Below are 25,549 nucleotides of genomic sequence, written 5' to 3'. Positions count from 1 at the left end.
TGTAACAGCGGTTACGGGCGGGGGGAGAGCGGGGTGTTGTGGGTCATGGCGTCGGCATTCCCGCCCTCCGTCCCGCCCGTAACCGCTGTTACACGCCCGTCGAGAAATACGGACAAGGCGGGACTAAAGGTCAGGTGTTCGGATGCCGAGGAGGACGCGAAAACCCCTGGTCCGATCAGGTGCGGACCAGGGGTTACGGCCAGGACTGCCCGGATCTCGTAACGGTCACCGCCCGGGCAGGCCCAGGCCAAGGCTCAGCGGTCGGCGGCCGTCGCGTCGGACGCCTGTGCGCGCAGGCCCCGCGCCAGGTCGTCCCGCGCCTCCAGCACCAGCCGGCGCAGCGCCGGAGCCGCGTCCGCGTGGGCCGAGAGCCACGCGTCCGTCGCGTCCAGCGTCCCCTGCCGGTCCTGGAACGCCGGGAACAGGCCCCGCACCACGTCCATGCCGATCTGGATCGACCGCTCCCGCCACACCCGCTCGATCGCGGCGAAGTACAGCTGCGCGTACGGCGCGGTCAGCTCCCGCTGCGACGGCTGCTGGAAGCCCGCGATCGTCGCCTCCACCAGCGCGTTCGACAGCGCGTCGGACTCCACGACCTGCGCCCACGCCTGCGCCTTCACCGCCGCCGACGGCCGCGCGGCCAGGCAGCGCACCTGGTGCCGCTTGCCGGACGCCGTGTCGTCCCGGGCCAGTTCCGCCGCCAGCACCGACTCGTCGGCCGCGCCGTGCGCCGCCAGCGGCCCCAGGAACGCCCAGCGCAGCTCCTGGTCCACCACCAGGCCCTCGACCTCGGTCGTGCCGTCCAGCAGCTCCCGCAGCAGCTTCAGGTCCGGCTCGGCGGCGGCCACGGCGGCGAAGAACCGTGCCCAGGCCAGCTGGTGCTCACTGCCCGGCTCGGCCGACCGCAGCTCCCCGAGCGCCCCCTCGGCCAGCAGCTCCCCGCCCCGCTCCCGCCAGGCGGGCGCCGCGTAGTGCACCAGCGCCGTGTTCGCCCAGGCGTGCAGCATCTGGAGCACGCCGATGTCCGACTCCCGGCCCGCGAACCGCAGCACCAGGCCGATGAAGTCCCGCGCCGGCAGCAGCCCGTCCCGGGTCATGTTCCACAGCGCCGACCAGCACAGGGCACGCGCCAGCGGATCGGTCAGCGCGCCCAGGTCCGTGCGCAGCGTCTCCAGCGAGTTCTCGTCGAACCGGATCTTGCAGTAGGTGAGGTCGTCGTCGTTGACCAGCACCAGCTCCGGCGCCTCGGCGCCGGCCAGCTCCGCCACCACCGTGCGCGGCTCGTGCAGGTCCGTCTCCACGCGGGCGTACCGCTCCAGCGCGCCCTCGGGCGTCCGCCGGTACAGGCCCACCGCGACCCGGTGCGGGCGCAGCCGCGGGTGCGACTCCGGGGCCTCCTGGACCACCGCCAGCTCGGCGATCCGGCCGCCCGTGGTGTCCAGCAGCACCTGCGGGGTCAGCGAGTTCACCCCGGCCGTCTGGAGCCAGGAGCGCGCCCATTCCGTCATGTCCCGGCCGCTCGTCTCGGCCAGCACCGACAGCAGGTCGCCCAGCCGGGTGTTGCCGTACGCGTGGCGCTTGAAGTAACGCCGGGCGCCCTCCAGGAACGCGTCCTGGCCGACGTACGCCACCAGCTGCTTCAGCACCGAGGCGCCCTTGGCGTAGGTGATGCCGTCGAAGTTCAGCTTGGCGTCCTGGAGGTCGCGGATGTCCGCCGTGACCGGATGCGTGGACGGCAGCTGGTCCGCCCGGTACGCCCAGGACTTGCGCCGGTTGGCGAAGGTGATCCAGGCGTCCTTGAAGCGGGTCGCGCCGACGTTGGCGAACGTGCCCATGAAGTCGGCGAAGGACTCCTTCAGCCACAGGTCGTCCCACCACTCCATGGTGACCAGGTCGCCGAACCACATGTGCGCCATCTCGTGCAGGATGACGTTGGCCCGCGCCTCGTACGACGCCTGCGTCACCTTCCCGCGGAAGATGTACTCCTCCCGGAAGGTCACCATCCCCGGGTTCTCCATCGCGCCCAGGTTGTACTCCGGCACGAACGCCTGGTCGTACTTCCCGAACGGGTACGGGAAGTCGAAGTGGTCGTGGAAGAAGTCCAGGCCCTGCTTGGTGACCAGGAAGACGTCCTCGGCGTCGAAGTGCGGGGCGAGCGCCTTGCGGCACATCGCGCCGAGCGGGATCTCCAGCTCCGTGCCGTCCGCGAAGGCGCGCCGGTAGGAGTCCGTCACGTAGTGGTACGGGCCCGCCACCACACAGGTGATGTACGTCGAGATCGGCTTCGTCTCCGCGAACCGCCAGGTGCCGTCGGCGAGTTCACCGGCGCTGTTGCTCCACACCGTCCACCCCTCGGGCGCCCGCACCTCGAACCGGTACGGCGCCTTCAGGTCGGGCTGCTCGAAGTTGGCGAACACCCGGCGGGCGTCGGCCGGCTCGTACTGGGTGTACAGGTAGACCTCGCCGTCCTCCGGGTCGACGAAGCGGTGCAGGCCCTCGCCGGTGCGCGAGTAGGCGCACTCGGCGTCCACCACCAGCTCGTTCTCCGCGGCCAGGTCCTCCAGCGCGATCCGGGAGCCGTCGAAGACCTCGCCCGGGTCCAGGTCCCGGCCGTTCAGCGAGACGGAGGTGACCCGCGGGGCGATCAGGTCGGCGAAGCTCGACGCTCCCGGCTCGTTGCAGCGGAAGCGGACCGTGGTCACCGACCGGAAGGTGCGCGCCCCGCCGTTCCCGTCGCCGACGGCGGACCTCAGGTCCAGGAACACCTCGTACCCGTCTACGGAGAGCAGGGCGGCCCGCTCCCTGGCCTCGTCGCGGGACAGATTCTCACCGGGCACGGACGGAACTCCTTCGTGATCACGCGAATGGCGGCTGAACAGGACCGATCCTGCCATGTGCTCCTGAGGGCGGACAGCGGGGAATGCGCGTGGCGGCGGCCTCGTTGACGCCGGTAAAGCACGTTCTCGCTGAGGAGCCCCATGTCCGAGACCGCCAGCTCGTCCGGCAAGACCCCCGTCGACTTCTGGTTCGACCCGCTGTGTCCGTGGGCCTGGATGACCTCCCGCTGGGTGCTGGAGGTGGAGAAGGTCCGCGACATCGAGGTCCGCTGGCACGTGATGAGCCTGGCGGTGCTCAACGAGGACAGGCTGGAGGAGCTGCCCGAGGACTACCGCGAGCTGCTGGCGACCAAGGCGTGGCCGTCGGTCCGCGTGGTCACCGCGGCCTGGCAGAAGCACGGCGACGAGGTCGTCGGCCCGCTCTACACCGCCCTCGGCACCCGCATTCACAACAATGGCGAGGGCGCGACCCGGGAGGCCATCGCCGGCGCGCTCGCCGATGTCGGCCTGCCCGCCGAGCTGATCGACTACGCCGGCCAGGAGGACTTCGAGTTCGAGGCCCAGCTGCGCGCCTCCCACAAGGAGGGCATCGAGAAGGTCGGCCAGGACGTCGGCACGCCGATCATCGCCCTGCCCGGTCCGGACGGCGAGCAGATCGCCTTCTTCGGCCCCGTCGTCACCCCCGCCCCGAAGGGCGAGGAGGCGGCCCGGCTGTGGGACGGCACGGTCGCCGTGGCCTCGGTGCCGGGCTTCTACGAGATCAAGCGGACCCGCACCAAGGGCCCGGACTTCGGCAACCTCTGACCCCGCGCGAACGGCCGCCTCCGGGACACGGGCACCCGGGGCGGGCGGCGGGCGACACGAAGGCCCCCACGCGTCGTGCGTGGGGGCCTTCGACGGTGACCGGGGGGTTCAGCCTCGGGCGCGTGCCCGCTGGCGGGCGTAGCCGACCGCGGCCAGGCACAGGGTCATGCCGCCCGTCGAGTACAGCTGGAGCCGGGTGTCCGGCTCACGGGCCATCAGGACGAAGATCGCGGCCATCCCGGCCAGCGCGATCCAGGTCAGCCACGGGAACGCCCACATGCGCACGACGAGCCGCTCGGGGGCCTCGCGCTCGATGCGGCGGCGCAGCAGCAGCTGGGAGACGGCGATGAAGATCCAGACGACCAGGATCACCGCGCCGATCATGTTCAGCAGCCACTTGAAGACGTCGTCCGGCCGCCAGTAGCTGAGCAGCACGCAGAGGAAGCCCAGCACGCACGAGGTGAGGACCGCGATCCGGGGCACCCCGCCGGACAGCCGCGCCAGCGCCTTCGGGCCCTGGCCGCGCTCGACCAGCGAGAAGGCGATGCGCGAGGAGCCGTAGATGTTGGCGTTCATCGCGGACAGCAGGGCGACCAGCACGACCACGTTCATCAGCTTCCCCGCGCCCGGGATGCCGAGGTGGTCGAGGGTGGCGACGTACGGGCCCTTCTCCACGACCTCCGCGGAGTCCCAGGGGACGAGGGTGACGACGACCGCCATGGAGCCGATGTAGAACAGCGCGATGCGCCACATCGCCGTCCGGACGGCGGAGGCGACCCCGCGCACCGGGTCCTCGGACTCGGCCGCCGCGATGGTGACCGTCTCCAGACCGCCGTACGCGAAGACCGACGCGAGCAGCCCGACCAGCAGGCCCTCGCTGCCGTTGGGCAGGAAGTCGCCGAGGTGGGAGGTGCCGGGGGCGTCCGTGCCGGGCAGCACGCCCGCGATGGCCAGCACGCCCAGGATCAGGAAGAGGCTGATCGCGCCGATCTTCAGCGCGGCGAACCAGAACTCGAACTCGCCGAAGTTCTTCACGGCGGCCAGGTTCGCGCCGCAGAACACCAGCATGAACAGGGCCACCCACATCCACTGCGGGGTGCCCGGCAGCCAGCCCTGGACGATCTTCGCGGCGCCGATGCCCTCCAGACCGACCGCCGTGCACAGCAGCACCCAGAACGACCAGCCGGCGGCGAAGCCCGCCCAGGGGCCGATCGCCCGTTCGGCGTGGGCGGAGAAGGAGCCCGACGACGGGTAGGCCGCCGACATCTCGCCGAGCATCCGCATCACCAGCATCACCAGCAGGCCGGAGAGGGTGTAGGCGATCACGATGGACGGGCCGGCGGCGGCGATGCCCGCGCCGGAGCCGACGAACAGTCCGGCGCCGATCACCCCGCCGAGGGCGATCATCGACAGATGGCGCTGTTTGAGTCCGTGGGAGAGGGAGCCGTCCGCCCGCTGCTGCGGCGGCGTCTCCTCGGTGGTGCGACTGGGCATGGGCGCGGCTCTCCCCTGATGAGCGGGCAAAAACTCCGCCAGTGTGGGCGGCCCGTCCGCCCGGGCGAAGGGGCGGCCCACCATCCGGACGGTCGACGAGCGGACGGTGAACATCCGGTTACCCGACCGGAGTCTAGTGGGGTCCGTTTGGCGGGAGTCAACAGTGCGTCCGTGAACCGTCGCGTGAGCGAAACGTCCTCCGCCCCGTGATCAGTGTCACGCCCGGGCCGGTGTAAGCCGCGCTCTTTGTCCGGAGCCCACCAAGCTCCCGTTCGGCGCTTTGTCGAGCGCGGACGGTGATCGGCCCGAACGGCCTGGGATAGCGTCACCGTGTCCCAGCATGTCCCCGTCACCCGCGGAGTCACCATGAGCACCGCCACCGCCGTCGCCCGCCCGGGCGCCGTCCTCGCCGACCTCCTGCCGGCCTCCCGCGTCCGCGACGCCGCCCTCGTCGTCGGCGGCGCCGTGCTCACCGGCGTCGCGGCCCAGCTCGCGGTGCCGGTGCCCGGCTCCCCGGTGCCGGTGACCGGCCAGACCTTCGCCGCGCTGCTCGTCGGCACCGCCCTCGGCGCCCGCCGCGGCTTCCTCTCCCTCGCCCTGTACGCGGTCGCCGGCGTGGCGGGCGTGCCGTGGTTCGCGGACGGCGGGGCCGGCGCAGGCACGGTCTCCTTCGGTTACGTCCTCGGCATGCTCCTGGCCTCCGCCCTCGTCGGCGCGCTGGCCCGGCGCGGCGCCGACCGCTCCCCGCTGCGCACGGCCGGCACGATGGTCCTCGGCGAGGCCGTCATCTACGCCGTCGGCGTCCCCTACCTGGCCCTGGCCGCGCATCTGTCCGCGTCCGAGGCGATCGCCGCCGGCCTCACCCCGTTCCTGATCGGGGACGCCCTCAAGGCCGCCCTGGCGATGGGCCTGCTGCCCGCCGCGTGGAAGTTCGCCGGCAAGCGCTAGGAACCCACGACGCACTCCGCACGGAAGAGGTCCGCCGGACCGGGGGGAACCCCGGTCCGGCGGACCTCTTCCGTGTCATGCGGTGCCGGGCCGGCCCGGCCCCGGGATCAGCCGACGGACACCCGGTCGGCCGGGGCCTCGGCGGCGGGGGCCGGGCGGTTCGCCCGGAGCCGCTCCCGGACCACGGCGATCACCAGCACGAAGGCGGCGACCAGCAGCGACAGCAGCACGGTCGTGCGGCCGTCGTGCTCGGTGTCGAACAGCATGTAGACCAGGACCGCCATGATCATTAGGGCCGTCGCCCAGGTCAGGTACGGGTACAGCCACATCTTCACGACGAGCTTCTCCGGCGCCTCGCGCTGGATGATCTTCCGCATCCGCAGCTGCGAGAAGCAGATGACCAGCCACACGAACAGGGCCACCGCGCCGGAGGAGTTCACCAGGAAGAGGAAGATCTTGTCCGGCGACAGGTAGTTGAAGAAGACGGCGACGAAGCCGAACACGACCGAGGAGAGGATCGCGGCCATCGGCACGCCCCGGCTGTTGACCCGGGCGAACGCCTTCGGCGCGTCGCCCCGCTCGCCGAGCGAGAAGGCCATCCGGGAGGCCGTGTACAGACCGGAGTTCAGACAGGACAGCACCGAGGTCAGCACGATGACGTTCATGATCTGACCGGCGTGCGCGATGCCCAGCGAGTCCAGGGCGGCGACGTAGGAGCCTTCCTTCCCGATGGCCGGGTCGTCCCACGGCAGCAGCGAGACCACGATCAGGATCGAGCCCAGGTAGAAGACGCCGATCCGCCAGATGATGCTGTTGGTGGACTTGGTGACGGCCCGCTGCGGGTCCTCGGACTCACCGGCCGCCAGGGTGGCGATCTCGCTGCCCATGAAGGAGAAGACGACCAGCAGCACACCGGTGAGGATCGCGCCCGGACCGTGCGGCAGGAAGCCGCCGTGCGAGGTGAGGTTGCCGAAGGAGGCCTTCTCGGCGTCGACGCCCGGCAGCACGCCGAACACGGCGAGCAGACCGATGACGATGAACGCGCCGATCGCCACGACCTTGATCCCGGCGAACCAGAACTCGAACTCGCCGTAGGAGCCGACGGAGACCAGGTTGGTCGCGGTCAGCACGGTCATCACGATCAGTGCCCAGCCCCACTGCGGGACGGCCGGGACCCAGCCCTCGAGGATCTTCGCGCCGGCGGTCGCCTCGACCGCGAGCACGACGACCCAGAAGAACCAGTAGAGCCAGCCGATGGAGAAACCGGCCCAGCGGCCGAGCGCACGGTCGGCGTGCGCGGAGAAGGAGCCGGACGTCGGGTTGGCCGCGGACATCTCGCCCAGCATCCGCATCACGAGGACGACGAGCGTGCCGACGAGTGCGTACGACAGGAGGATGCCGGGTCCCGCGGTGGCGATACCGGAACTGGAACCGACGAAGAGGCCGGCTCCGATGACGCCACCGATCGCGATCATCGTCAGGTGGCGGTTCTTGAGTCCTGCTTGGAGGCCCGAACCAGGGGTCATGGACGGATTTCCTTTGCGCCAGGTGATGCGTCCCGTACGAGCGGTGTACGAGTCGGTCCAGTGAATCCGAGGCGAACAGATTCGGGAACCTCCGAATCCGGATCGTTACTTGAGGTTCCCTTGAGGATCTATGGTGTGTCTCACGTTTGCCGCGCTCTGCCGGACCCCGACACCCTGGGGCTGCTGCCCGGAAACGGGCGTGTCACACTCGTTGCATGCGCGTGTATCTCGGCTCGGACCATGCGGGCTACGAACTGAAGAACCACCTCGTCGAGTGGCTGAAGGCCGCCGGACACGAGCCCGTCGACTGCGGGCCGCACGTCTACGACGCCCAGGACGACTACCCGCCCTTCTGCCTGCGGGCCGCGGAGCGGACCGCCGCGGACCCGGACGCCCTCGGCATCGTGATCGGCGGCTCCGGCAACGGCGAGCAGATCGCCGCGAACAAGGTGAAGGGCGTGCGCGCGGCGCTCGCCTGGAGCGAGGAGACGGCGTCGCTGGGCCGGCAGCACAACAACGCCAACGTGGTGGCCGTGGGCGCGCGCATGCACAGCACGCAGGAGGCGACCAAGTTCGTCGAGGTCTTCCTGGACACCCCGTTCTCCGGTGGCGAGCGCCACATCCGCCGCATCGACATGCTGTCGGAGTACGAGACCACGGGCGAGCTCCCGCCGATCCCGGCGCACCACCCGCAGCCGTAGCCGTAGCCGTCCCGGCCACCGGTTCCGCCCGCCGCCCGCCCGCCCCGCCCGCCTCGCGGCCGACCGGGGCGGGCGGGAGACGAGGAAAGGACACCCCCGCCTTGCCGGAAGGGCACACCATCCACCGGCTGGCCCGGGACTACGCCGAGCGCTTCCAGGGCACGGCCCCCCGCGTCACCAGTCCCCAGGGCAAGTTCTCCGACGCCGCCGCCCTCCTGGACCGCACCGGACTGACCGCCACCGACGCCCACGGCAAGCACCTCTTCCTGGGCTTCCGGGACGCCGACTGGGTCCACATCCACCTCGGCCTCTTCGGCAAGGTCGACTTCGGCGACACCCCCGCGCCCCCGCCGACGGACACCGTCCGGCTCCGGCTCGCGAACGACACCTCGTACGTCGACCTGCGCGGCCCCACCACCTGCGCCCTGATCACCGACGAGGAGAAGCGGGCGGTCCACGACCGGCTCGGCCCCGACCCGCTCCGCGCGGACGCCGACCCGGCCGCCGCGTACGGCAGGATCTCCCGCAGCCGCACCTCGATCGCCGCGCTCCTCATGGACCAGAAGGTCGTGGCCGGCGTCGGCAACGTCTACCGCGCCGAGGTCCTCTTCCGGCACGGCATCGACCCCTACCGCCCGGGCCGGGACATCACCCCGGCCGAGTGGGACGCCATCTGGACCGACCTGGCCGAGCTGATGCGGGAGGGCGTGCGGAACAACCGGATCGACACCGTCCGCCCCGAGCACACCCCGGAGGCGATGGGCCGCCCGCCCCGCGTGGACGACCACGGCGGCGAGGTGTACGTCTACCGCCGCGCGAACCAGCCCTGCCACATCTGCGGCGACGGGGTCCGCACGGCCGGCCTCGCCGCCCGCAACCTCTTCTGGTGCCCCGGCTGCCAGAACCGGTGAGCCGGGGCCCGTCGTCAGGGCCGGCGCACGGGCGACCGGCCGGCCGGCCGGAGTCCGGCCACAGGATCTAGAAACCGTGGGAGACCCACGGGGCCACCGGTGAGCCGAACGCCACCGACGCCTCCGTCAGCACCCCCGGCCTCAGCTCCCGCCCCCGCCCGGCCGCCGCCAGCGACAGCAGGCTCACCCCGCCGAGGTAGACCGCGCCCAGCTCCCGCACCGACAGGGCCAGGTCCGCCGCGTGGTCCGTCCGCTCGCAGGACGCCCCCTTCGCGTCCCCCGTCAGCCGCCAACGCCCCGCGTTCCAGGGGCAGAAGGCGTCCTCCACCTCGAACACGACGTCCACCGGCGTCACATAGGTGCGCGCCGACAGGGCCGCGCCCACGTCCACGAGCCGGATGTGCCCCGCGTCCCGCGGCTGGAGCAGACAGCGGCGGATGTCGGAGACCTGGTGCTGCCATGCCTCGTCCACCGGCCGCCCCCGCAGGCTCAGCGTCGTCATCAGGTCCATGCCGAACAGGAACCGCCACAGCGCCCCCGCGGTGACCGGATCGAGCGCGGCCAGGTCCGCCAGGCTCACCGTGCCCTCGGGCCCGCCCGGCCCCCAGCCGGACTTGGTGCGGAAGCGGGCGTACCCGGTGACCCGGCCGTCCCGTTCGGCGGTCACGCACTGGAGGGGCGACGCCCCTCCCCGCCGGCTCTCCGGGTCGAGCAGCACACTCCGCTCCCAGCCGGGCTGCCGGGCCAGCATGCCGGGGCGGGCGGGCACCTGGGCCGCGTACACCGCCTCGCACTCCGCCAGCACGTCGGCGGGCGCCGCGTAACGCACCCGTACCCCGTCCGCGCCCGCGGGCGGCTCCAGGGCGACCCGGCTGGTGTCGATCTCGGCGTTCACCTGGAAGGTCGCCGCCCCGAACCCGAAACGGCCGTAGATGGCGGGCTCGGACGCGAACAGCGCCGCCAGCGGCTCGCCCGCGGCGCGCGCGTCGTCCAGCAGCCGGCGCATCATCGAGGTCAGCACCCCGCGCCGCCGGTGCGTCGCGGACACACTGACCATGGTCACCCCGGCGGTGGGCACCAGGGCCCCGCCCGGCACGGACATCCGCAGGCTGTACGCCCCGGACGTGCCGACCACCGCGTCACCGTCCCACACGGCGAGCGTCCGGTCGAACTCCGTGAGAGACTCGTCCAGTTCACGCTCCTCGTCGGAGGCCGGACCGCCTCCGAAGGCACGGTACAGATGGTTCCACCACTGGTCGAACTCTTCCGGACGGAGCAGCTTCAGCTCGGTCCCGTGATCAGTCCCCATGCGCCATGATTACCAGGGCGCACGGGGGGCGATCCAGGCGATTTCCCGGCCGGAGCATGCCGCGAGACCGCCGGGAGACCGCGCGGGCGGACGGCGAAGTGGCGTCCCGCACGGGGGACAAGTGGGACCTCCCGTGCCAAGGAGCCGGTCCGCTGGATAGGGTCCCGAACTGATGGCAGCAGGACGACAGCGGCGCGCGAAGGCCGAGACGTTCGCGGCCCGGTGCAGAATGCAGTGGCACCGGGCCCGGGTCGGCGTGCGCAGAAGCGCCGTGGACTACTTCCGCGGCGACGGCTCCGACTGGATCGCCTTCGCCGGGCTGCTGCTGACCGTCCCGGTCCTCGCGGCCATGACCCTGCTCAACCCGGTGTGGTGCTCACCGGCCACCCTGGTGCTGCCGATCGTCGCGGGCGGCCTGCTGCTGCGCCCGGCGAGCCTGCTGGGCCTGTACGCGACGGCGGCCACCGCGCTGATCGTGGAGTCGGTACGGCTCGGCCCGTACACCGAGGGCCCCTCCCGGGTCACCCCGGGCGTGGTCCTGGTGGTCGCCGCGTGCGGCTTCTTCGGACTGCTGACCGCGCAGTTCCGCAGCCGGGTCGGCGTGCCCTGGCGGCGCGGCGGCACGATGCTGTTCGACCTGCGCGAGCGGATCCGGGTGCAGAGCAAGCTGCCGAAGCTGCCGAAGGGCTGGCACCACGAGATGGCGCTGCGGCCGGCGGGCGGCCAGTCCTTCTCCGGTGACTTCGTCGTCGCGTCCCGCACCAACGGCGGCCGGACCCTGGAGGTCGTGCTCACCGACGTCTCCGGCAAGGGCATGGACGCCGGTTCGCGCGCCCTGCTGCTGTCCGGCGCGTTCGGCGGCCTGCTCGGCTCCCTGCCCCCGCACGCCTTCCTCCCGGCAGCCAACGGCTACCTGCTCCGCCAGGACTGGGACGAGGGCTTCGCCACCTCCATCCACCTCGTCCTGGACCTGGACTCCGGGGACTACGAGCTGTACTCCGCGGGCCATCCGCTGGGGCTCCAGCTGAGCGCCGGCAGCGGACGCTGGGAGGAGAAGGCCGCAGAGGGACCGCTGCTGGGCGTGTACGACGGCGCGCAGTTCGACTCCGTGAAGGGCTCCCTGCGCCCCGGGGACGTGCTGATGCTGTTCACGGACGGGCTGGTGGAGACCTCCGACCGGGACATCGTGGAGGGCATCGACCGCCTCACCGGCGAGGCCGACCGCTATGTGGCGGGCGGCTTCCTAGGCGCCGCCTGGCACCTCATCGAGGCGGTCGCCAAGGACGTCAACGACGACCGGGCCCTGCTGCTGATCTGCCGCGAACCGACGACCCTCCACTGAACGCGCCCCGTTCCGGAGCCCCGTCCGGCCGCCGGAGGGCGCGAGGGCTTCCCGGGCGACGTCACCGGCCGGCCGGGACCGGGGAGACTGGGACCATGAACCAGCTCACCCTCGCCGAGGTCGAGGCCCTCGCGCGCGCCGCCCACGCCGGTCAGACCGACAAGGCGGGACGCCCGTACGCGGAGCACCTCGCGGCCGTCGCCGACGGCGTGCGCGCCCGCGGCGGCGACCCGGAGCAGATCGCGGCGGCCTGGCTGCACGACTCCGTGGAGGACGCGGCCCTCAGCGAGGAGTGGCTGGACGCCGCCGCGCTCACCGCGCGGACCAAGGCGATCGTGCGCGCCCTCACCAAGCGGCCGGGGGAACCGCCGGAGGTCTACGCCGGCCGTGTCCTCGCCACGCCGGGCGCGCTGCTGGTGAAGCGGGCCGACCTCGGGCACAACGCCGATCCGCGGCGCCTCGCGGCCCTCGACGAGGAGACCCGGAAACGACTGACCGAGAAGTACGCCCGCATGCGCGCACTTCTCGGTCTTCAGGGGGACACGGAGCCGGAACCGGGCCCGTGAGACGCGGCCGGCACGGCCAACCGGTCAGACGCCGACCTTCTCCCGCCGCTCCTGCCGGGGCTGCTGGCGTTCGCGGGCCGACTGGGCCGCGTCCCGCCGGAACGCCCACTCCATCCGCGGCTCCATGGCGAAGCGGAAGACGCGCCGCACCGGACCGGTGCACAGCACCGTGACGGCGCCCGCGGCGAGCACGGTCACCAGGATCTCGCCGAGCGGGCGGTGCAGCCAGGGGTGCTCGAACCAGCCGCGGTAGTCGCCGAACTTCACCAGGAACCCGTGCAGCAGATAGCCGTAGAGCGTGCCCGCGCCGAGCGTCGTGAACCACATGTGCCGACGCGGCACCCACGCGAAGAAACAGGCCGTCAGCAGCAGCGAGCAGCCCATCATCGCCAGCGTCATCACCGGACCGCACCACCACGGTGCGCCCAGCTCCTGCGCCGAGTCGCGGTGGTAGAACCACGCGGTGTTCATCCGCGGCACCGCCCACCAGCCGACCGCCAGCGCCACCGCGAACACCGGCACCGCGGCGACGCGCACCCAGCGCCGGCGCACCAGCTGGAAGTGCTCGGGCTTCATGCACAGGCCGAGCACGAAGTAGGGCAGGAACTGGAGGACCCGCTGGAGGTCGAGGTCGTCGCCGATGTTCGGGCTGACGGTGGCCAGCATGGCGATGCCGAGGGCCAGCGGCAGCGGCCAGCGCACCAGCCGCCAGATCGGCGTGGTCAGCCGCCAGACGAACAGCGCGACCAGGAACCAGGTCAGGTACCAGGGATCGAGGAGGCTGATCTCCTCGTGCGAGCCGGTGACGAGGTTCTTGAAGAGCGGGTACGCCGTCTCGAACAGCACGTACGGCACGACGACGCCGGTGATCAGCCGCTTCAGCCGGTCCGGCCGCATGTCGAAATTGCGCGAGAAGAAGCCGGAGATGAGGATGAACGCCGGCATGTGGAAGGAGTACACGACGGTGTACGCGGCCTCCAGGATGCGGCTGTCACCCTTCAGCGGCTCCCACGAGTGACCCATCGCGACGAGGACGATGGCCAGGTACTTGGCGTTGTCGAAGAACGCGTCGCGCTGCCGGCCGGGTCTGTCCGGTGCCGTCCGCCCCTTCCGGTCTCCCCGCGCGCTCACCGGGGTGCGCGGGGTGGGCACTCCGTCCGCCGGCGGCTGTGCCGGGGGGAGTGGCCTGCGGGTCTGGCCGTGGGACGAGGCGGCGTCAAACATCTCAGGCACCCTAGCGTCGTCTGCGGGATTTCGTAAAACTCCCGGAGTCATTCCTGGTTATCCCGTCCGGGTACCCGCTCATTTACCTGACTTGCCGCCCCTGTTCACGTGATGGTGCGCACACCGGGTCATCAGTTCATCCTTGATGTCCCGATTCATCCTGACTAATTGGGGCATGCATCGCCTCTGTGTCATCAATTCGAATTACCTGCGCACAGGATGTGTGGACACGGAAACGAAGTCGCGTAATTCCGTGGCGAGTCGGGCGTGCGTACCGGTCGAATTGCTGTGCGGAGGACCGCCCCGGCCGGCACCGGCTCCCGACGATCCGTCACGGGCCGCATATGTCGGCCGCGTTGGTGGCACGATGGTTCTGGCGGGGGTGCGCGGCGTGCTCCCGGGCCGGGGAAGCGGACCGACCTAAGGTGTGATCAGTGTGGCCATTTCACTGTCCGTGGTGGTGCTGTTGGCGGTCATCCTGGTGGTGTTGATCCGAGGGGGGAACATCAAGGCCGGCCCCGCCATCGTGGCGATCCTCTTCGGCTTCTTCCTGGCCTCCAGCGGCATGGCGCCGTCGATCACCCGCTTCCTGAACTCGATAGCGGACTCCATCAGCTCGATCAAGTTCTGACCCGGCGGCGGAGCCGGCGGACTCCGGCGAGCCGGACGGCCGCGTCGACGGGAAGGCCGAGCCGGCGGGAAGGTGCGGTGAAGCCGCCGCGGCCCCCGCCGCCGGTCGCCGGCCCGTCCCCGGCTGTCGGTCCCGTCACCGGCCGTCCACGCGCCGTCACCGACCGCCGAGGCCGCTCACGGCCCGTACGCCCCCGGCGACGGGTCCCGCACCCGCTCCCGCCGCGAGGCGGCCGTCGCGCGCCGTGCCGGGACGACTCCAGTGTGCGATGCCCCCGCGCATCCCGGTGGGCACCCGTTCGGCCCAACGCGTGGACACGTCCGGTCCGCGGCGGACGGCGGGCGGCGGATGGCGTCGGCGCGGGCCCCCGGGAACGTGCCAGGGGCCCGGCCCCGCCGAAGCGGAACCGGGCCCCTGGACCGGACAGAGCGGGCGACGGGAATCGAACCCGCGTAGCTAGTTTGGAAGACTAGGGCTCTACCATTGAGCTACGCCCGCAACGGCGCGCCGCAGGTCGGTGACCGCGGCACTGGAGGCATCGTAGCGGGTCGCCCGCCGTCGAGGCCAACGAGTCGCCGAGGACGGCGCCGGGGCGCGCGGCGCGGGCGGTCCTGCGTGTCGCGCCGGAGAATACGGCCGGCGCGGTCGGCCGGGGCATGTACCCTACGTGTCGCACCAGACGGGGTGTGGCGCAGCTTGGTAGCGCGTCCGCTTTGGGAGCGGAAGGCCGTGGGTTCAAATCCCGCCACCCCGACCACCGGCACACGACGTCCCGATGATCGCCTTTTGGGGCGCTGACCGCCTGCGGTTACTATGCAGACTGCGCGCCCGTGTGTCCCGGCCCACTCGGCCTACGTACTCCTCCGGGCAGCGAAATCCGCCGGGCCGGTCTGGCCCCGGCGGAACCCCAGAAGTCAGCCACAAGGAGACCGAACCGTGAAGAGCGCCGTGGAGACCCTGAACCCGACCCGGGTTCGGCTCACTGTCGAGGTGCCCTTCGAGGAGCTCAAGGACAGCCTCGACGCGGCGTACAAGAAGATCAACCAGCAGGTCACGGTGAAGGGCTTCCGCAAGGGCAAGATCCCCGCCCGCGTGATCGACCAGCGGTTCGGCCGGGGTGCGGTGCTGGAGGAGGCCGTCAACGACGCGCTGCCCAAGTTCTACACCGACGCCGTCAACGAGGCCGAGCTGAGCCCGCTGGGCCAGCCCGAGGTCGACATCACGGAGCTGAAGGACGGCGAGACGCTGAACTTCACCGCCGAGGTCGACGTCCGCCCGGCCCTGGAGATCCCGGACTACTCCGGTATCGAGGTCGAGGTCGACGCCGTCGAGGTCACCGACGAGGACCTCGAGAAGTCGGTGGAGCAGCTCCGCGAGCGCTTCGCCTCCACCACCCCGGTGGAGCGTGCCGCCGAGGACGGCGACGTCGTCACCATCGACCTGGAGGCCAAGGTCGACGGCGAGGTGCTGGAGGACGGCATCGCCAACGGCGTCTCCTACACCATCGGCTCCGGTGAGCTGCTGGACGGCATCGACGACGCCGTCAAGGGCAAGTCGGCCGGCGAGGAGGCCACCTTCTCCTCCGAGCTGAAGGGCGGCTCCGCCGCGGGCCGCGAGGCCGAGGTCACCGTCAAGGTCACCCAGGTCGCCGCCCGGGAACTCCCCGAGCTGGACGACGAGTTCGCGCAGCTCGCCTCCGAGTTCGACACCCTGGAGGAGCTGAAGGCCGACAGCCGCAAGCGCCTCGCCAACATGAAGCAGTTCGACCAGGCCACGCAGGCCCAGGAGCGCGTCCTGGAGAAGCTGCTGGAGCTGGTGGAGGTCCCCGTCCCCGAGAAGCTCCTCGAGGACGAGATCAACACCCGCAAGCACAACCTGGAGCACCACCAGCTCGGCCAGATGGGTCTCACCCTCGACAAGTACCTGGAGATCCAGGGCAAGACCGCCGAGGAGTTCGAGGCCGAGACCCGCGAGGCCGCGGTCAAGGGCATCAAGACCCAGTTCGTCCTGGACGAGCTGGTCAAGAAGGAGCAGCTCAACGTCAACCAGGAGGAGCTCACCGAGCACCTCATGCGGCGCGCCGCCTCCTCCGGCATGTCCCCCGACCAGTTCGCCCAGGCCGTCGTCGAGGGTGGCCAGGTGCCGCTCCTGGTCGGCGAGGTCGCCCGGGGCAAGGCGCTGGCCGTCGTGGTCGAGGCCGCCACGGTGAAGGACACCAACGGCGAGATCGTCGACCTGGACGACGAAGAGGAGGAGACCGAGGCCGCCCAGGCCGAGGCCACCGAGTCCACTGAGGCCGCCGAGGCCGCCGAGGAGAAGACCGAGGGCTGAACCGCCCCGCGTCGCCTCTGACGACGTCGACGGGCCCCTGGGAGTGTCTCCCGGGGGCCCGCGCCGTCTCCGGCCGGTGCGACCCGCCCGGGAAGCGCGCACCCGCGGCCGGGGGGCGGGCCTCACGGGAGACGGCCGTACCGGGACGACCCCGCCGGGCGACCGGCGATCACACCGGTCGGGCCGTACCGGACGACCGCGTCGACCCGGCCGCACCCACGGCCGTACCGGACGGCCGTACCGGAGCCACCGCACCGGACGACCACCCCGGGACGGCCGCACCGCACCCACGAACCGCACCCGGCCGCCCGCGGAGCGCTACGCCCCCGGCGAACACTCCCATCTCCGGGATTCTCCGAAGGGGCCTGAGCGTTAGGGTCCATGAATACGGGGGCAGGGGAGTCTCCTGACACCCCCCGCCAAGCCTCCGGCAGGACGACGTGAGACGGCCCGGCGCCGTCGTAAGACGAGCAGGTGGATACGTGACGAATCTGATGCCCTCCGCCGCCGGCGAGCCTTCCATCGGTGGTGGCCTCGGCGACCAGGTCTACAACCGGCTGCTCAACGAGCGGATCATCTTCCTCGGCCAGCAGGTTGACGACGACATCGCCAACAAGATCACCGCACAGCTGCTGCTCCTTGCCGCCGACCCGGACAAGGACATCTTCCTTTACATCAACAGCCCCGGCGGCTCGGTGACGGCCGGCATGGCGATCTACGACACCATGCAGTACATCCCGAACGACGTGGTGACGATCGCCATGGGAATGGCCGCTTCGATGGGCCAGTTCCTGCTCACCGGCGGCGCCGCCGGCAAGCGCTTCGCGCTGCCCCACGCCGACATCATGATGCACCAGGGCTCCGCGGGCCTCGGCGGTACGGTCTCGGACATCAAGATCCAGGCCGAGTACCTGCTGCGCACCAAGAAGCGCATGTCCGAGCTGACCGCGCTGCACTCCGGCCAGACGGTCGAGGCGATCATCCGCGACGGCGACCGCGACCGCTGGTTCACCCCGGAAGAGGCCAAGGAGTACGGTCTCATTGACGAGATCATCACGCACGCCTCGGGTGTTCCGGGAGGCGGCGGCACCGGTGCCTGACCGGCCCGGCCACGCCACGCACCGCCGAGACCGAAGCCACCCAGAACGCCACCAGGACGGTGAACACCCCATGAGCAACTTCCCCGGCGCCGCCAGCGGCATGTACGAAGGGCCCCGCCCCGACAGCCGCTACGTCATCCCGCGCTTCGTCGAGCGCACCTCCCAGGGCATCCGCGAGTACGACCCGTACGCGAAGCTCTTCGAGGAGCGCGTGATCTTCCTCGGCGTCCAGATCGACGACGCCTCCGCCAACGACGTCATGGCGCAGCTGCTGTGCCTGGAGTCGATGGACCCGGACCGGGACATCTCGATCTACATCAACAGCCCCGGTGGCGACATGACCGCCCTGACGGCGATCTACGACACGATGCAGTTCGTGAAGCCCGACATCCAGACGGTCTGCATGGGCCAGGCGGCCTCCGCCGCGGCCATCCTGCTCGCCGCGGGCACGCCCGGCAAGCGCATGGCGCTGCCGAACTCGCGCGTGCTGATCCACCAGCCGGCGGGCTCCACCGGTCGCGGTCAGCTCTCGGACCTGGAGATCATCGCCGCGGAGTTCACCCGGATGCGTGAGCAGCTGGAGAACATGCTGGCCAAGCACTCGAACCAGCCGATCGAGAAGGTCCGCGAGGACATCGAGCGCGACAAGATCCTCACGGCCGAGGAGGCGCTGGAGTACGGCCTCGTCGACCAGATCATCTCCACCCGCAAGCTGAACAACAGCGCGGTCCGCTGACGCGGATCCTCGCACTTGCGCCCTCCCTTGGCACGGCGCACGGCAAAGTGAACCCTGCCAAGGGGGGCCCGAACACCGGGCCCGGCAAGGTACCGTCGGACATAAGGCAGCACCAGGAGCCGCTGGACTCATGACGTCCAGGCGTCTCCCAGGCGAAGGGGAAGCACACCGTGGCACGCATCGGTGACGGCGGCGATCTGCTCAAGTGCTCGTTCTGTGGCAAGAGCCAGAAGCAGGTCAAGAAGCTCATCGCAGGGCCCGGTGTGTACATCTGCGACGAGTGCATCGATCTCTGCAACGAGATCATCGAGGAGGAGCTCGCGGAGACGAGCGAGGTGCGCTGGGAGGAACTGCCCAAGCCCCGCGAGATCTACGAGTTCCTGGAGGGCTACGTGGTCGGCCAGGAGGCCGCCAAGAAGGCCCTGTCCGTCGCGGTGTACAACCACTACAAGCGGGTCCAGGCGGGCGAGAACGGCGGCGCGAGCGGCCGTGACGACGCGATCGAGCTGGCGAAGTCCAACATCCTGCTGCTCGGGCCCACGGGCTCGGGCAAGACCCTCCTCGCGCAGACCCTGGCGCGCATGCTGAACGTCCCGTTCGCGATCGCCGACGCCACGGCGCTGACCGAGGCGGGGTACGTCGGCGAGGACGTCGAGAACATCCTGCTGAAGCTGATCCAGGCCGCGGACTACGACGTCAAGAAGGCCGAGACCGGGATCATCTACATCGACGAGATCGACAAGGTCGCCCGCAAGAGCGAGAACCCGTCGATCACCCGTGACGTGTCGGGCGAGGGCGTGCAGCAGGCCTTGCTGAAGATCCTCGAGGGCACCACGGCCTCGGTGCCGCCGCAGGGCGGCCGCAAGCACCCGCACCAGGAGTTCATCCAGATCGACACGACGAACGTGCTGTTCATCGTGGGCGGCGCCTTCGCCGGGCTGGAGAAGATCATCGAGGCCCGGGCCGGCGCGAAGGGCATCGGCTTCGGTGCCACGATCCTGTCCAAGCGCGAGCTGGAGGCCAAGGACGTCTTCGAGGACGTCATGCCGGAGGACCTGGTCAAGTTCGGCATGATCCCCGAGTTCATCGGCCGCCTGCCGGTGATCACCTCGGTCCACAACCTCGACCGCGAGGCGCTCCTGCAGATCCTGGTGGAGCCCCGCAACGCGCTCGTCAAGCAGTACCAGCGGCTGTTCGAACTCGACGGCGTGGAGCTGGACTTCGAGCGCGAGGCGCTGGAGGCCATCGCCGACCAGGCGATCCTCCGCCAGACCGGCGCCCGCGGTCTGCGCGCCATCATGGAGGAGGTCCTCCAGGGCGTGATGTACGAGGTGCCGTCCCGCAAGGACGTGGCCCGTGTCGTCATCACCGCCGACGTGGTCCTCTCCAACGTCAACCCGACCCTGATCCCGCGTGACGCCCGGGGACGGGGCTCGGGGGAGCAGAAGACGGCCTGAGCACACCGCACGCCGACGGGCAGGCACCCCCACGGGGTGCCTGCCCGTCGGCGTTTCCGGAGCCGGAGGCTCCGGACCGGGCGCCGACGCGCGAAAAGGGGTGTCCGCCCCCGTGGCGGACACCCCTGCGCGGAAGACGCGACGCCGCCCGCGCCCCGACCGCTAGATCTTCTCCCGCACGTCGTTGCGGAGCTTGGCCGTGAGGTTGCCCAGGTCCTCCACCGAGCCGCCGTCACCGGAGGCGATGGAGGCGACGCTGTACGCCGACACGAAGGCGACGGTGCTGTGGTCGGCCCATATGCACACCGGCATCTTGATGGTCTCCGGAACGCCCGACTCCGAGGCCGACGAGCTGCTGCTGTCGATCTGGGCGATCTGGCACTTCATGATGCCGCCCGAGAAGTCCGCCGGGCTCACGGCCTCGGGGCTGCCGACCAGCTTGCCCTTGGTGTCGGAGCCGCTCTGGGTCTTGTCGGCCTCGGACTTGGCCTTGGCGAACATGGCGTCGACGACGGCCTCGGGGTCGTCGATGGTGCCGTAGACGCCGCTGAAGGAGAGCCCCTTCTTGCTCAGCCCGGTGCCGGCCTCGTAACCGGCGCTCACCTCGGTGGGGTTCTTCACCCCCCACTTCTCGAAGTCCGAGCGGTCGGAGTCGGTGATGTCGTTGTCGGACCCCGAGTCGTTGGACTTCTTGTAGGTGCCGTCGACCACCGAGCTCTTCGCGACCAGCTTGTGCGGACCGTCGTCCGTGATATCGCCGCCGCTCCCGGCGAGCACGAAGTACGCCCCCACCGCCACGGCGGCCACCACGGCGACGGCGCCGACGATGAGACCCGTCTTCTTCTTCCCGCCGCCCGACTGCGGCGGCTGCGGCACGCCGTACGGCTGCTGCTGGCCGTAGGGGTTCGGCTGCTGGCCGTACGGCCCCGGCTGCTGCGGAGCGCCCTGCGGCGCGCCCTGGGGAGCGCCCTGGGGAGCGCCCTGGGGGTAGCCGTACCCGGGCTGCGGCGCCGGAGGGGCCTGCTGGGGGTAGCCGTAGCCGGGCTGCGGAGCCTGCGGCGGCTGGCCGTAGGGGCCCGGCTGGCCGTACGGCCCAGGCTGCCCCGGCTGGCCGTAGGGGCCCGGCTGCTGGGGCGGCTGGCCGTACGGGCCCGGCTGGTTGTTGCTCATTCCTGGGTTCCCCTCCAGAAGTTTATGTGTTCCCGACATCCTGGCCCAGGGCCGGGAAACGCACGGCACCGGGGGCCGCACCGTTACAGAACAAACGCGTTTCGGGACCGCCCCGTGACACCTCTAAACTGACCTGCGTGACCGAGAACGCTCAGCAGCAGCCACCCGCGCCCGACACCGAACTGCCGACCCAGTACGCGCCGGCCGATGTAGAGGGGCCGCTGTACGAGCGCTGGGTAGAGCGCGGTTACTTCGAGGCGGACGCGAAGAGCGACAAGCCGCCCTACACGATCGTCATCCCGCCGCCCAACGTCACCGGCAGCCTGCACCTCGGGCACGCCTTCGAGCACACCCTCATCGACGCCCTCACCCGCCGCAAGCGCATGCAGGGCTACGAGACGCTGTGGCAGCCCGGCATGGACCACGCCGGCATCGCCACGCAGAACGTGGTCGAGCGCGAGCTGGGCAAGGAGGGCAAGTCCCGGCAGGACCTGGGCCGCGAGGCATTCGTCGAGCGCGTCTGGCAGTGGAAGTCCGAGTCCGGCGGCCAGATCAGCGGCCAGATGCGCCGCCTCGGCGACGGCGTCGCCTGGTCCCGTGAGCGCTTCACCATGGACGAGGGCCTGTCCCAGGCCGTCCAGACCATCTTCAAGAAGCTCTACGACGACGAGCTGATCTACCGCGCCGAGCGCATCATCAACTGGTGCCCGCGCTGTCTGACGGCCATCTCGGACATCGAGGTGGAGTACCAGGACGACGACGGCGAGCTGGTCTCCATGAAGTACGGGGAGGGGGACGACACCATCGTCGTCGCCACCACCCGCGCGGAGACGATGCTCGGTGACACCGCCGTCGCCGTCCACCCCGAGGACGAGCGGTACAAGCACCTCGTCGGCACGCTCATCAGGCTCCCGCTGACCGACCGCTCCATCCCGGTCGTCGCCGACGAGCACGTCGACCCCGAGTTCGGCACGGGTGCCGTCAAGGTCACCCCGGCCCACGACCCGAACGACTTCGAGATCGGCCAGCGGCACGACCTGGCGTCCATCACCGTGATGGACGAGCACGCCGTCATCACCGTCCACGGCCCCTTCCAGGGCATGGACCGGCTGGAGGCCCGCTCGGCGATCGTCGCCGCGCTGCGCGCCGAGGGCCGGATCGTCGCCGAGAAGCGGCCCTACGTCCACTCCGTCGGCCACTGCTCGCGCTGCAAGACCACCATCGAGCCCCGGCTGTCCATGCAGTGGTGGGTCAAGGTCGGCCCGCTCGCCCAGGCCGCCGGCGACGCCGTCCGCGAGGGCAAGGTCAAGATCCATCCGCAGGAGATGGAGAAGCGGTACTTCGACTGGGTCGACAACCTGCACGACTGGTGCATCTCGCGCCAGCTGTGGTGGGGCCACCGCATCCCCGTCTGGTACGGCCCGGACGGCGAGGTCGTCTGCGTCGGCCCGGACGACGAGGCACCGACCGGCGAGGGCTGGCACCAGGAAACCGACGTCCTCGACACCTGGTTCTCCTCCGGCCTGTGGCCCTTCTCCACCCTCGGCTGGCCCGAACAGACCGAGTCGCTGGCGAAGTTCTACCCGAACTCCGTCCTGGTCACCGGCTACGACATCCTCTTCTTCTGGGTCGCCCGGATGATGATGTTCGGCCTGTACGCGATGGACGGCACCCCGCCGTTCCACACCATCGCCCTGCACGGCATGGTCCGCGACCAGTTCGGCAAGAAGATGTCGAAGTCCTTCGGCAACGCGGTCAACCCGCTGGACTGGATGGACAAGTACGGCTCCGACGCGCTCCGGTTCACCCTGGCGCGCGGCGCCAACCCGGGCGTCGACGTCCCGATCGGCGAGGACTGGGTCCAGGGCGCCCGCAACTTCGCCAACAAGATCTGGAACGCGACCCGCTTCGCGCTGATGAACGGCGCGACGGTGGAGGGGCCGCTGCCGGAGCCGGCGAAGCTGTCGGCGACGGACCGCTGGATCCTCTCCCGCCTCAACTCGGTCGTCGCCGAGGTCGACGCCCACTACGACGACTACCAGTTCGCCAAGCTCACCGACGCCCTCTTCCACTTCGCGTGGGACGAGGTCTTCGACTGGTACGTCGAGCTGTCCAAGACGGTCTTCCAGGCGGGCGGCGAGCCGGCCGAGGTCAGCAAGCGGGTCCTCGGCGAGGTCCTGGACGTCACCCTCAGGCTGCTGCACCCGGTGGTCCCGTTCGTCACCGAGACCCTGTGGACCACGCTGACCGGCGGCGAGTCGGTCGTCATCGCCGACTGGCCGACCGACAGCGGCTTCCGCGACGCGGCGGCCGAGCAGGAGATCTCCACCCTCCAGTCGGTCATCACCGAGGTCCGCCGGTTCCGCGCCGACCAGGGCCTCCAGCCCGGCCAGCGGGTTCCGGCCCGTCTGACGCTGGACGGCACGGCCCTCGCCCCGCACGAGGCCGCCATCCGCCAGCTGCTCCGCCTCCAGCCGGAGGGCGACTCCTTCACGGCCACGGCCACCCTGCCGGTGGGCGGCGCCGAGGTCGCCCTCGACCTCTCCGGCACGATCGACGTCGCCGCGGAGCGCAAGCGCCTGGCCAAGGACCTGGCCGCCGCCGAGAAGGAGAAGGCCCAGGCCACGGGCAAGCTCGGCAACGAGGCGTTCCTGGCCAAGGCCCCGGAGAACGTGGTGGACAAGATCCGCACGCGCCTGGCCAAGGCCGAGGAGGACATCACGCGCATCCAGGCCCAGCTGGAGCGGCTGCCGGAAGCGTGAGTCACCCCCGCGGGGGAGCGTCGAACGGCTGACGTCGGGGAAGGCCCCGGTGCCGGTGAGGCACCGGGGCCTTCCCCTGCCCGGGAGCGCGGGGAGCGCGCGATCGGCCATGGCGCACCTGTACCCGGCCGGGGCGCCCGGCCACCCCGAACGGCCCCTTTGTCAGTTCCGCTCCGTAGACTGGCACCGTGAGCGACACTCCCGGCAACGACCAGTCCGACCCCCTCGACAGCTTCGACGAGATCATCGAGGCCGAGACCGACCGCGACCCCGACCTCGCGGTCATCGAGGCCGGCAGCCGCACTCTGCGCACCCAGGGCGGCACCCCGCAGGCCGACGTCCCCGCGCGCCCGGAGGACCCGGAGGTCGACAAGGCCCTGCGCGAGGTCGAGGCCGAGCTGGCCACCCGCTGGGGCGAGACCAAGCTGGAGCCCTCGGTCGCCCGCATCGCCGCGCTGATGGACGTCCTCGGCGAGCCTCAGCGCTCGTACCCCTCGATCCACATCACGGGCACCAACGGCAAGACCTCCACCGCCCGCATGATCGAGGCCCTGCTCGGCGCCTTCGAGCTGCGCACCGGCCGGTACACCAGCCCGCACGTGCAGTCGGTCACCGAGCGGATCAGCCTGGACGGCGCCCCGGTCACGGCCGAGCGGTTCATCGAGACGTACCGGGACATCAAGCCGTACGTCGAGATGGTCGACTCCGCGCAGGAGTACCGCCTGTCCTTCTTCGAGGTCCTCACCGGCATGGCGTACGCCGCCTTCGCGGACGCCCCCGTGGACGTCGCCGTCGTCGAGGTCGGCATGGGCGGCTCCTGGGACGCAACCAACGTGATCGACGGTGACGTGGCCGTCGTGACCCCCATCGACCTCGACCACACCGACCGGCTCGGCGGCACGACCGCCGAGATCGCCGGCGAGAAGAGCGGCATCATCAAGCAGGACGCGACCGTCATCCTGGCCCAGCAGCCGGTGGACGCGGCGCAGGTGCTGCTGAAGAAGGCCGTCGAGGTGGACGCCACGGTCGCCCGCGAGGGGCTGGAGTTCGGCGTCGTCGCCCGGCAGGTCGCCGTCGGCGGGCAGCTGCTCACCCTGCGCGGCCTCGGCGGCGAGTACCCGGAGGTGTACCTCCCGCTGCACGGCGCGCACCAGGCGCACAACGCGGCCGTCGCGCTCGCCGCCGTGGAGGCGTTCTTCGGCGTCGGTGCGCAGCGCCGGGAGCCGCTGGACATCGACACCGTCCGCAAGGCCTTCGCGGCCGTCTCCTCCCCGGGCCGCCTGGAGGTCGTCCGGCGGTCACCCACCGTCGTGCTGGACGCCGCGCACAACCCGGCGGGCGCCGCGGCCACGGCCGAGGCGGTGCGGGAGGCGTTCGACTTCAGCCGGCTGATCGGGGTCGTGGGCGCGAGCGGCGACAAGAACGTGCGGGGGCTGCTGGAGGCCTTCGAGCCGCTCTTCGCCGAGGTCGTCGTCACCCAGAACTCCAGCCACCGCGCCATGGACGCGGACGAGCTGGCCGCGATCGCCGTCGAGGTGTTCGGCGACGAGCGGGTGCAGGTGGAGCCGCGGCTGCCGGACGCCCTGGAGGCCGCGATCACGCTGGCCGAGGAGGAGGGCGAGTTCGCGGGCGGCGGTGTGCTCGTCACCGGTTCCGTCATCACGGTCGGCGAGGCCCGGCTGCTGCTGGGGAAGGGCTGA

The 25,549-nt window shown here is 71.0% G+C and carries 19 protein-coding genes and 2 tRNA genes; 14 read left to right on the top strand and 7 right to left on the bottom strand.

Going from position 1 to position 25,549, the window contains the following annotated elements; genetic code table 11:
- Positions 1-254: 254 nt before the first annotated feature.
- The gene (pepN, locus tag IF37_RS0126610; protein WP_030747604.1) at positions 255-2,837 is read right to left on the bottom strand and encodes an aminopeptidase N; all 2,583 of its coding nucleotides are present in this window, start codon (positions 2,835-2,837) and stop codon (positions 255-257) included.
- 141 nt (positions 2,838-2,978) lie between these two features.
- Here pepN and IF37_RS0126605 point away from each other — a divergent pair, with 141 nt between their 5' ends.
- The gene (locus tag IF37_RS0126605) at positions 2,979-3,641 is read left to right on the top strand and encodes a DsbA family protein (protein ID WP_030747601.1); all 663 of its coding nucleotides are present in this window, start codon (positions 2,979-2,981) and stop codon (positions 3,639-3,641) included.
- Positions 3,642-3,749: 108 nt separating this feature from the next.
- On the opposite strand, the gene IF37_RS0126600 is transcribed toward IF37_RS0126605, so the two are convergent.
- Positions 3,750-5,135 carry an amino acid permease gene (locus IF37_RS0126600; protein WP_030747594.1) on the bottom strand — a complete coding sequence of 462 codons (1,386 nt, stop codon included), beginning with the start codon at positions 5,133-5,135 and terminating at the stop codon, positions 3,750-3,752.
- A gap of 366 nt (positions 5,136-5,501) precedes the next feature.
- Between IF37_RS0126600 and IF37_RS0126595 the strand changes: the two genes are divergently transcribed.
- A complete protein-coding gene (locus tag IF37_RS0126595; protein ID WP_030747593.1) occupies positions 5,502-6,083 on the top strand; it encodes a biotin transporter BioY in 582 nt (193 codons plus the stop codon).
- Between the two features lie 107 nt (positions 6,084-6,190).
- Here the strand turns inward: IF37_RS0126595 and IF37_RS0126590 are convergent, their stop codons facing one another.
- Positions 6,191-7,609 carry an amino acid permease gene (locus IF37_RS0126590; RefSeq protein WP_030747592.1) on the bottom strand — a complete coding sequence of 473 codons (1,419 nt, stop codon included), beginning with the start codon at positions 7,607-7,609 and terminating at the stop codon, positions 6,191-6,193.
- Between the two features lie 215 nt (positions 7,610-7,824).
- Between IF37_RS0126590 and IF37_RS0126585 the strand changes: the two genes are divergently transcribed.
- Both IF37_RS0126585 and IF37_RS0126580 read left to right on the top strand, forming a co-directional pair.
- Entirely contained in the window at positions 7,825-8,310 is a 486-nt protein-coding gene (locus tag IF37_RS0126585) for a ribose-5-phosphate isomerase (protein WP_030747591.1), read from the top strand.
- 101 nt (positions 8,311-8,411) lie between these two features.
- The gene (locus tag IF37_RS0126580) at positions 8,412-9,221 is read left to right on the top strand and encodes an Fpg/Nei family DNA glycosylase (RefSeq protein ID WP_030747590.1); all 810 of its coding nucleotides are present in this window, start codon (positions 8,412-8,414) and stop codon (positions 9,219-9,221) included.
- 67 nt (positions 9,222-9,288) lie between these two features.
- Here the strand turns inward: IF37_RS0126580 and IF37_RS0126575 are convergent, their stop codons facing one another.
- On the bottom strand, positions 9,289-10,530 hold the full coding sequence (locus IF37_RS0126575; protein WP_030747583.1) for a GNAT family N-acetyltransferase: 1,242 nt from the start codon (positions 10,528-10,530) through the stop codon (positions 9,289-9,291).
- Between the two features lie 172 nt (positions 10,531-10,702).
- Between IF37_RS0126575 and IF37_RS0126570 the strand changes: the two genes are divergently transcribed.
- Together IF37_RS0126570 and IF37_RS0126565 are read left to right on the top strand one after the other, a co-directional pair.
- Positions 10,703-11,872, top strand: a complete 1,170-nt coding sequence (locus tag IF37_RS0126570; protein ID WP_030747582.1) for a PP2C family protein-serine/threonine phosphatase — start codon at positions 10,703-10,705, stop codon at positions 11,870-11,872.
- A 95-nt stretch (positions 11,873-11,967) separates the two neighbouring features.
- The gene (locus tag IF37_RS0126565; RefSeq protein ID WP_030747581.1) at positions 11,968-12,438 is read left to right on the top strand and encodes an HD domain-containing protein; all 471 of its coding nucleotides are present in this window, start codon (positions 11,968-11,970) and stop codon (positions 12,436-12,438) included.
- Between the two features lie 24 nt (positions 12,439-12,462).
- Here IF37_RS0126565 and IF37_RS0126560 read toward each other — a convergent pair whose 3' ends face one another.
- On the bottom strand, positions 12,463-13,662 hold the full coding sequence (locus IF37_RS0126560; protein WP_037857096.1) for an acyltransferase family protein: 1,200 nt from the start codon (positions 13,660-13,662) through the stop codon (positions 12,463-12,465).
- A 436-nt stretch (positions 13,663-14,098) separates the two neighbouring features.
- Here IF37_RS0126560 and IF37_RS0126555 point away from each other — a divergent pair, with 436 nt between their 5' ends.
- Positions 14,099-14,293 (top strand): hypothetical protein, encoded by a 195-nt coding sequence (locus tag IF37_RS0126555; protein ID WP_030747579.1) that lies wholly within the window; start codon positions 14,099-14,101, stop codon positions 14,291-14,293.
- Positions 14,294-14,720: 427 nt separating this feature from the next.
- On the opposite strand, the gene IF37_RS0126550 is transcribed toward IF37_RS0126555, so the two are convergent.
- Positions 14,721-14,791, bottom strand: a tRNA-Gly gene (locus IF37_RS0126550).
- A gap of 182 nt (positions 14,792-14,973) precedes the next feature.
- Here IF37_RS0126550 and IF37_RS0126545 point away from each other — a divergent pair.
- From IF37_RS0126545 to clpX, 5 genes are all read left to right on the top strand, one after another.
- A tRNA-Pro gene (locus IF37_RS0126545) sits at positions 14,974-15,050 on the top strand.
- 179 nt (positions 15,051-15,229) lie between these two features.
- Positions 15,230-16,624, top strand: coding sequence for a trigger factor (tig, locus tag IF37_RS0126540; protein WP_030747577.1), 1,395 nt, complete (start codon positions 15,230-15,232; stop codon positions 16,622-16,624).
- Between the two features lie 494 nt (positions 16,625-17,118).
- Positions 17,119-17,724, top strand: a complete 606-nt coding sequence (locus tag IF37_RS0126535; protein WP_030747568.1) for an ATP-dependent Clp protease proteolytic subunit — start codon at positions 17,119-17,121, stop codon at positions 17,722-17,724.
- Between the two features lie 70 nt (positions 17,725-17,794).
- On the top strand, positions 17,795-18,460 hold the full coding sequence (locus IF37_RS0126530; protein WP_030747565.1) for an ATP-dependent Clp protease proteolytic subunit: 666 nt from the start codon (positions 17,795-17,797) through the stop codon (positions 18,458-18,460).
- Positions 18,461-18,630: 170 nt separating this feature from the next.
- A complete protein-coding gene (gene clpX, locus IF37_RS0126525) occupies positions 18,631-19,917 on the top strand; it encodes an ATP-dependent Clp protease ATP-binding subunit ClpX (RefSeq protein ID WP_030747560.1) in 1,287 nt (428 codons plus the stop codon).
- Between the two features lie 162 nt (positions 19,918-20,079).
- Here the strand turns inward: clpX and IF37_RS0126520 are convergent, their stop codons facing one another.
- Positions 20,080-21,087, bottom strand: coding sequence for a membrane protein (locus IF37_RS0126520; RefSeq protein WP_030747558.1), 1,008 nt, complete (start codon positions 21,085-21,087; stop codon positions 20,080-20,082).
- Positions 21,088-21,224: 137 nt separating this feature from the next.
- On the opposite strand from IF37_RS0126520, the gene IF37_RS0126515 reads away from it, so the two are divergent.
- Positions 21,225-23,849: a valine--tRNA ligase gene (locus IF37_RS0126515; protein ID WP_030747554.1), complete on the top strand. Its 2,625-nt coding sequence runs from the start codon at positions 21,225-21,227 to the stop codon at positions 23,847-23,849.
- Between the two features lie 188 nt (positions 23,850-24,037).
- Entirely contained in the window at positions 24,038-25,549 is a 1,512-nt protein-coding gene (locus IF37_RS0126510) for a folylpolyglutamate synthase/dihydrofolate synthase family protein (RefSeq protein ID WP_030747551.1), read from the top strand.

Origin of the sequence: Streptomyces sp. NRRL S-31 (assembly GCF_000718775.1) — a bacterium.
Classification (GTDB): domain Bacteria; phylum Actinomycetota; class Actinomycetes; order Streptomycetales; family Streptomycetaceae; genus Streptomyces.
The sequence above is the reverse complement of the archived record's forward strand: the minus strand, read 5'-3'. Positions and strand labels throughout refer to the sequence as shown.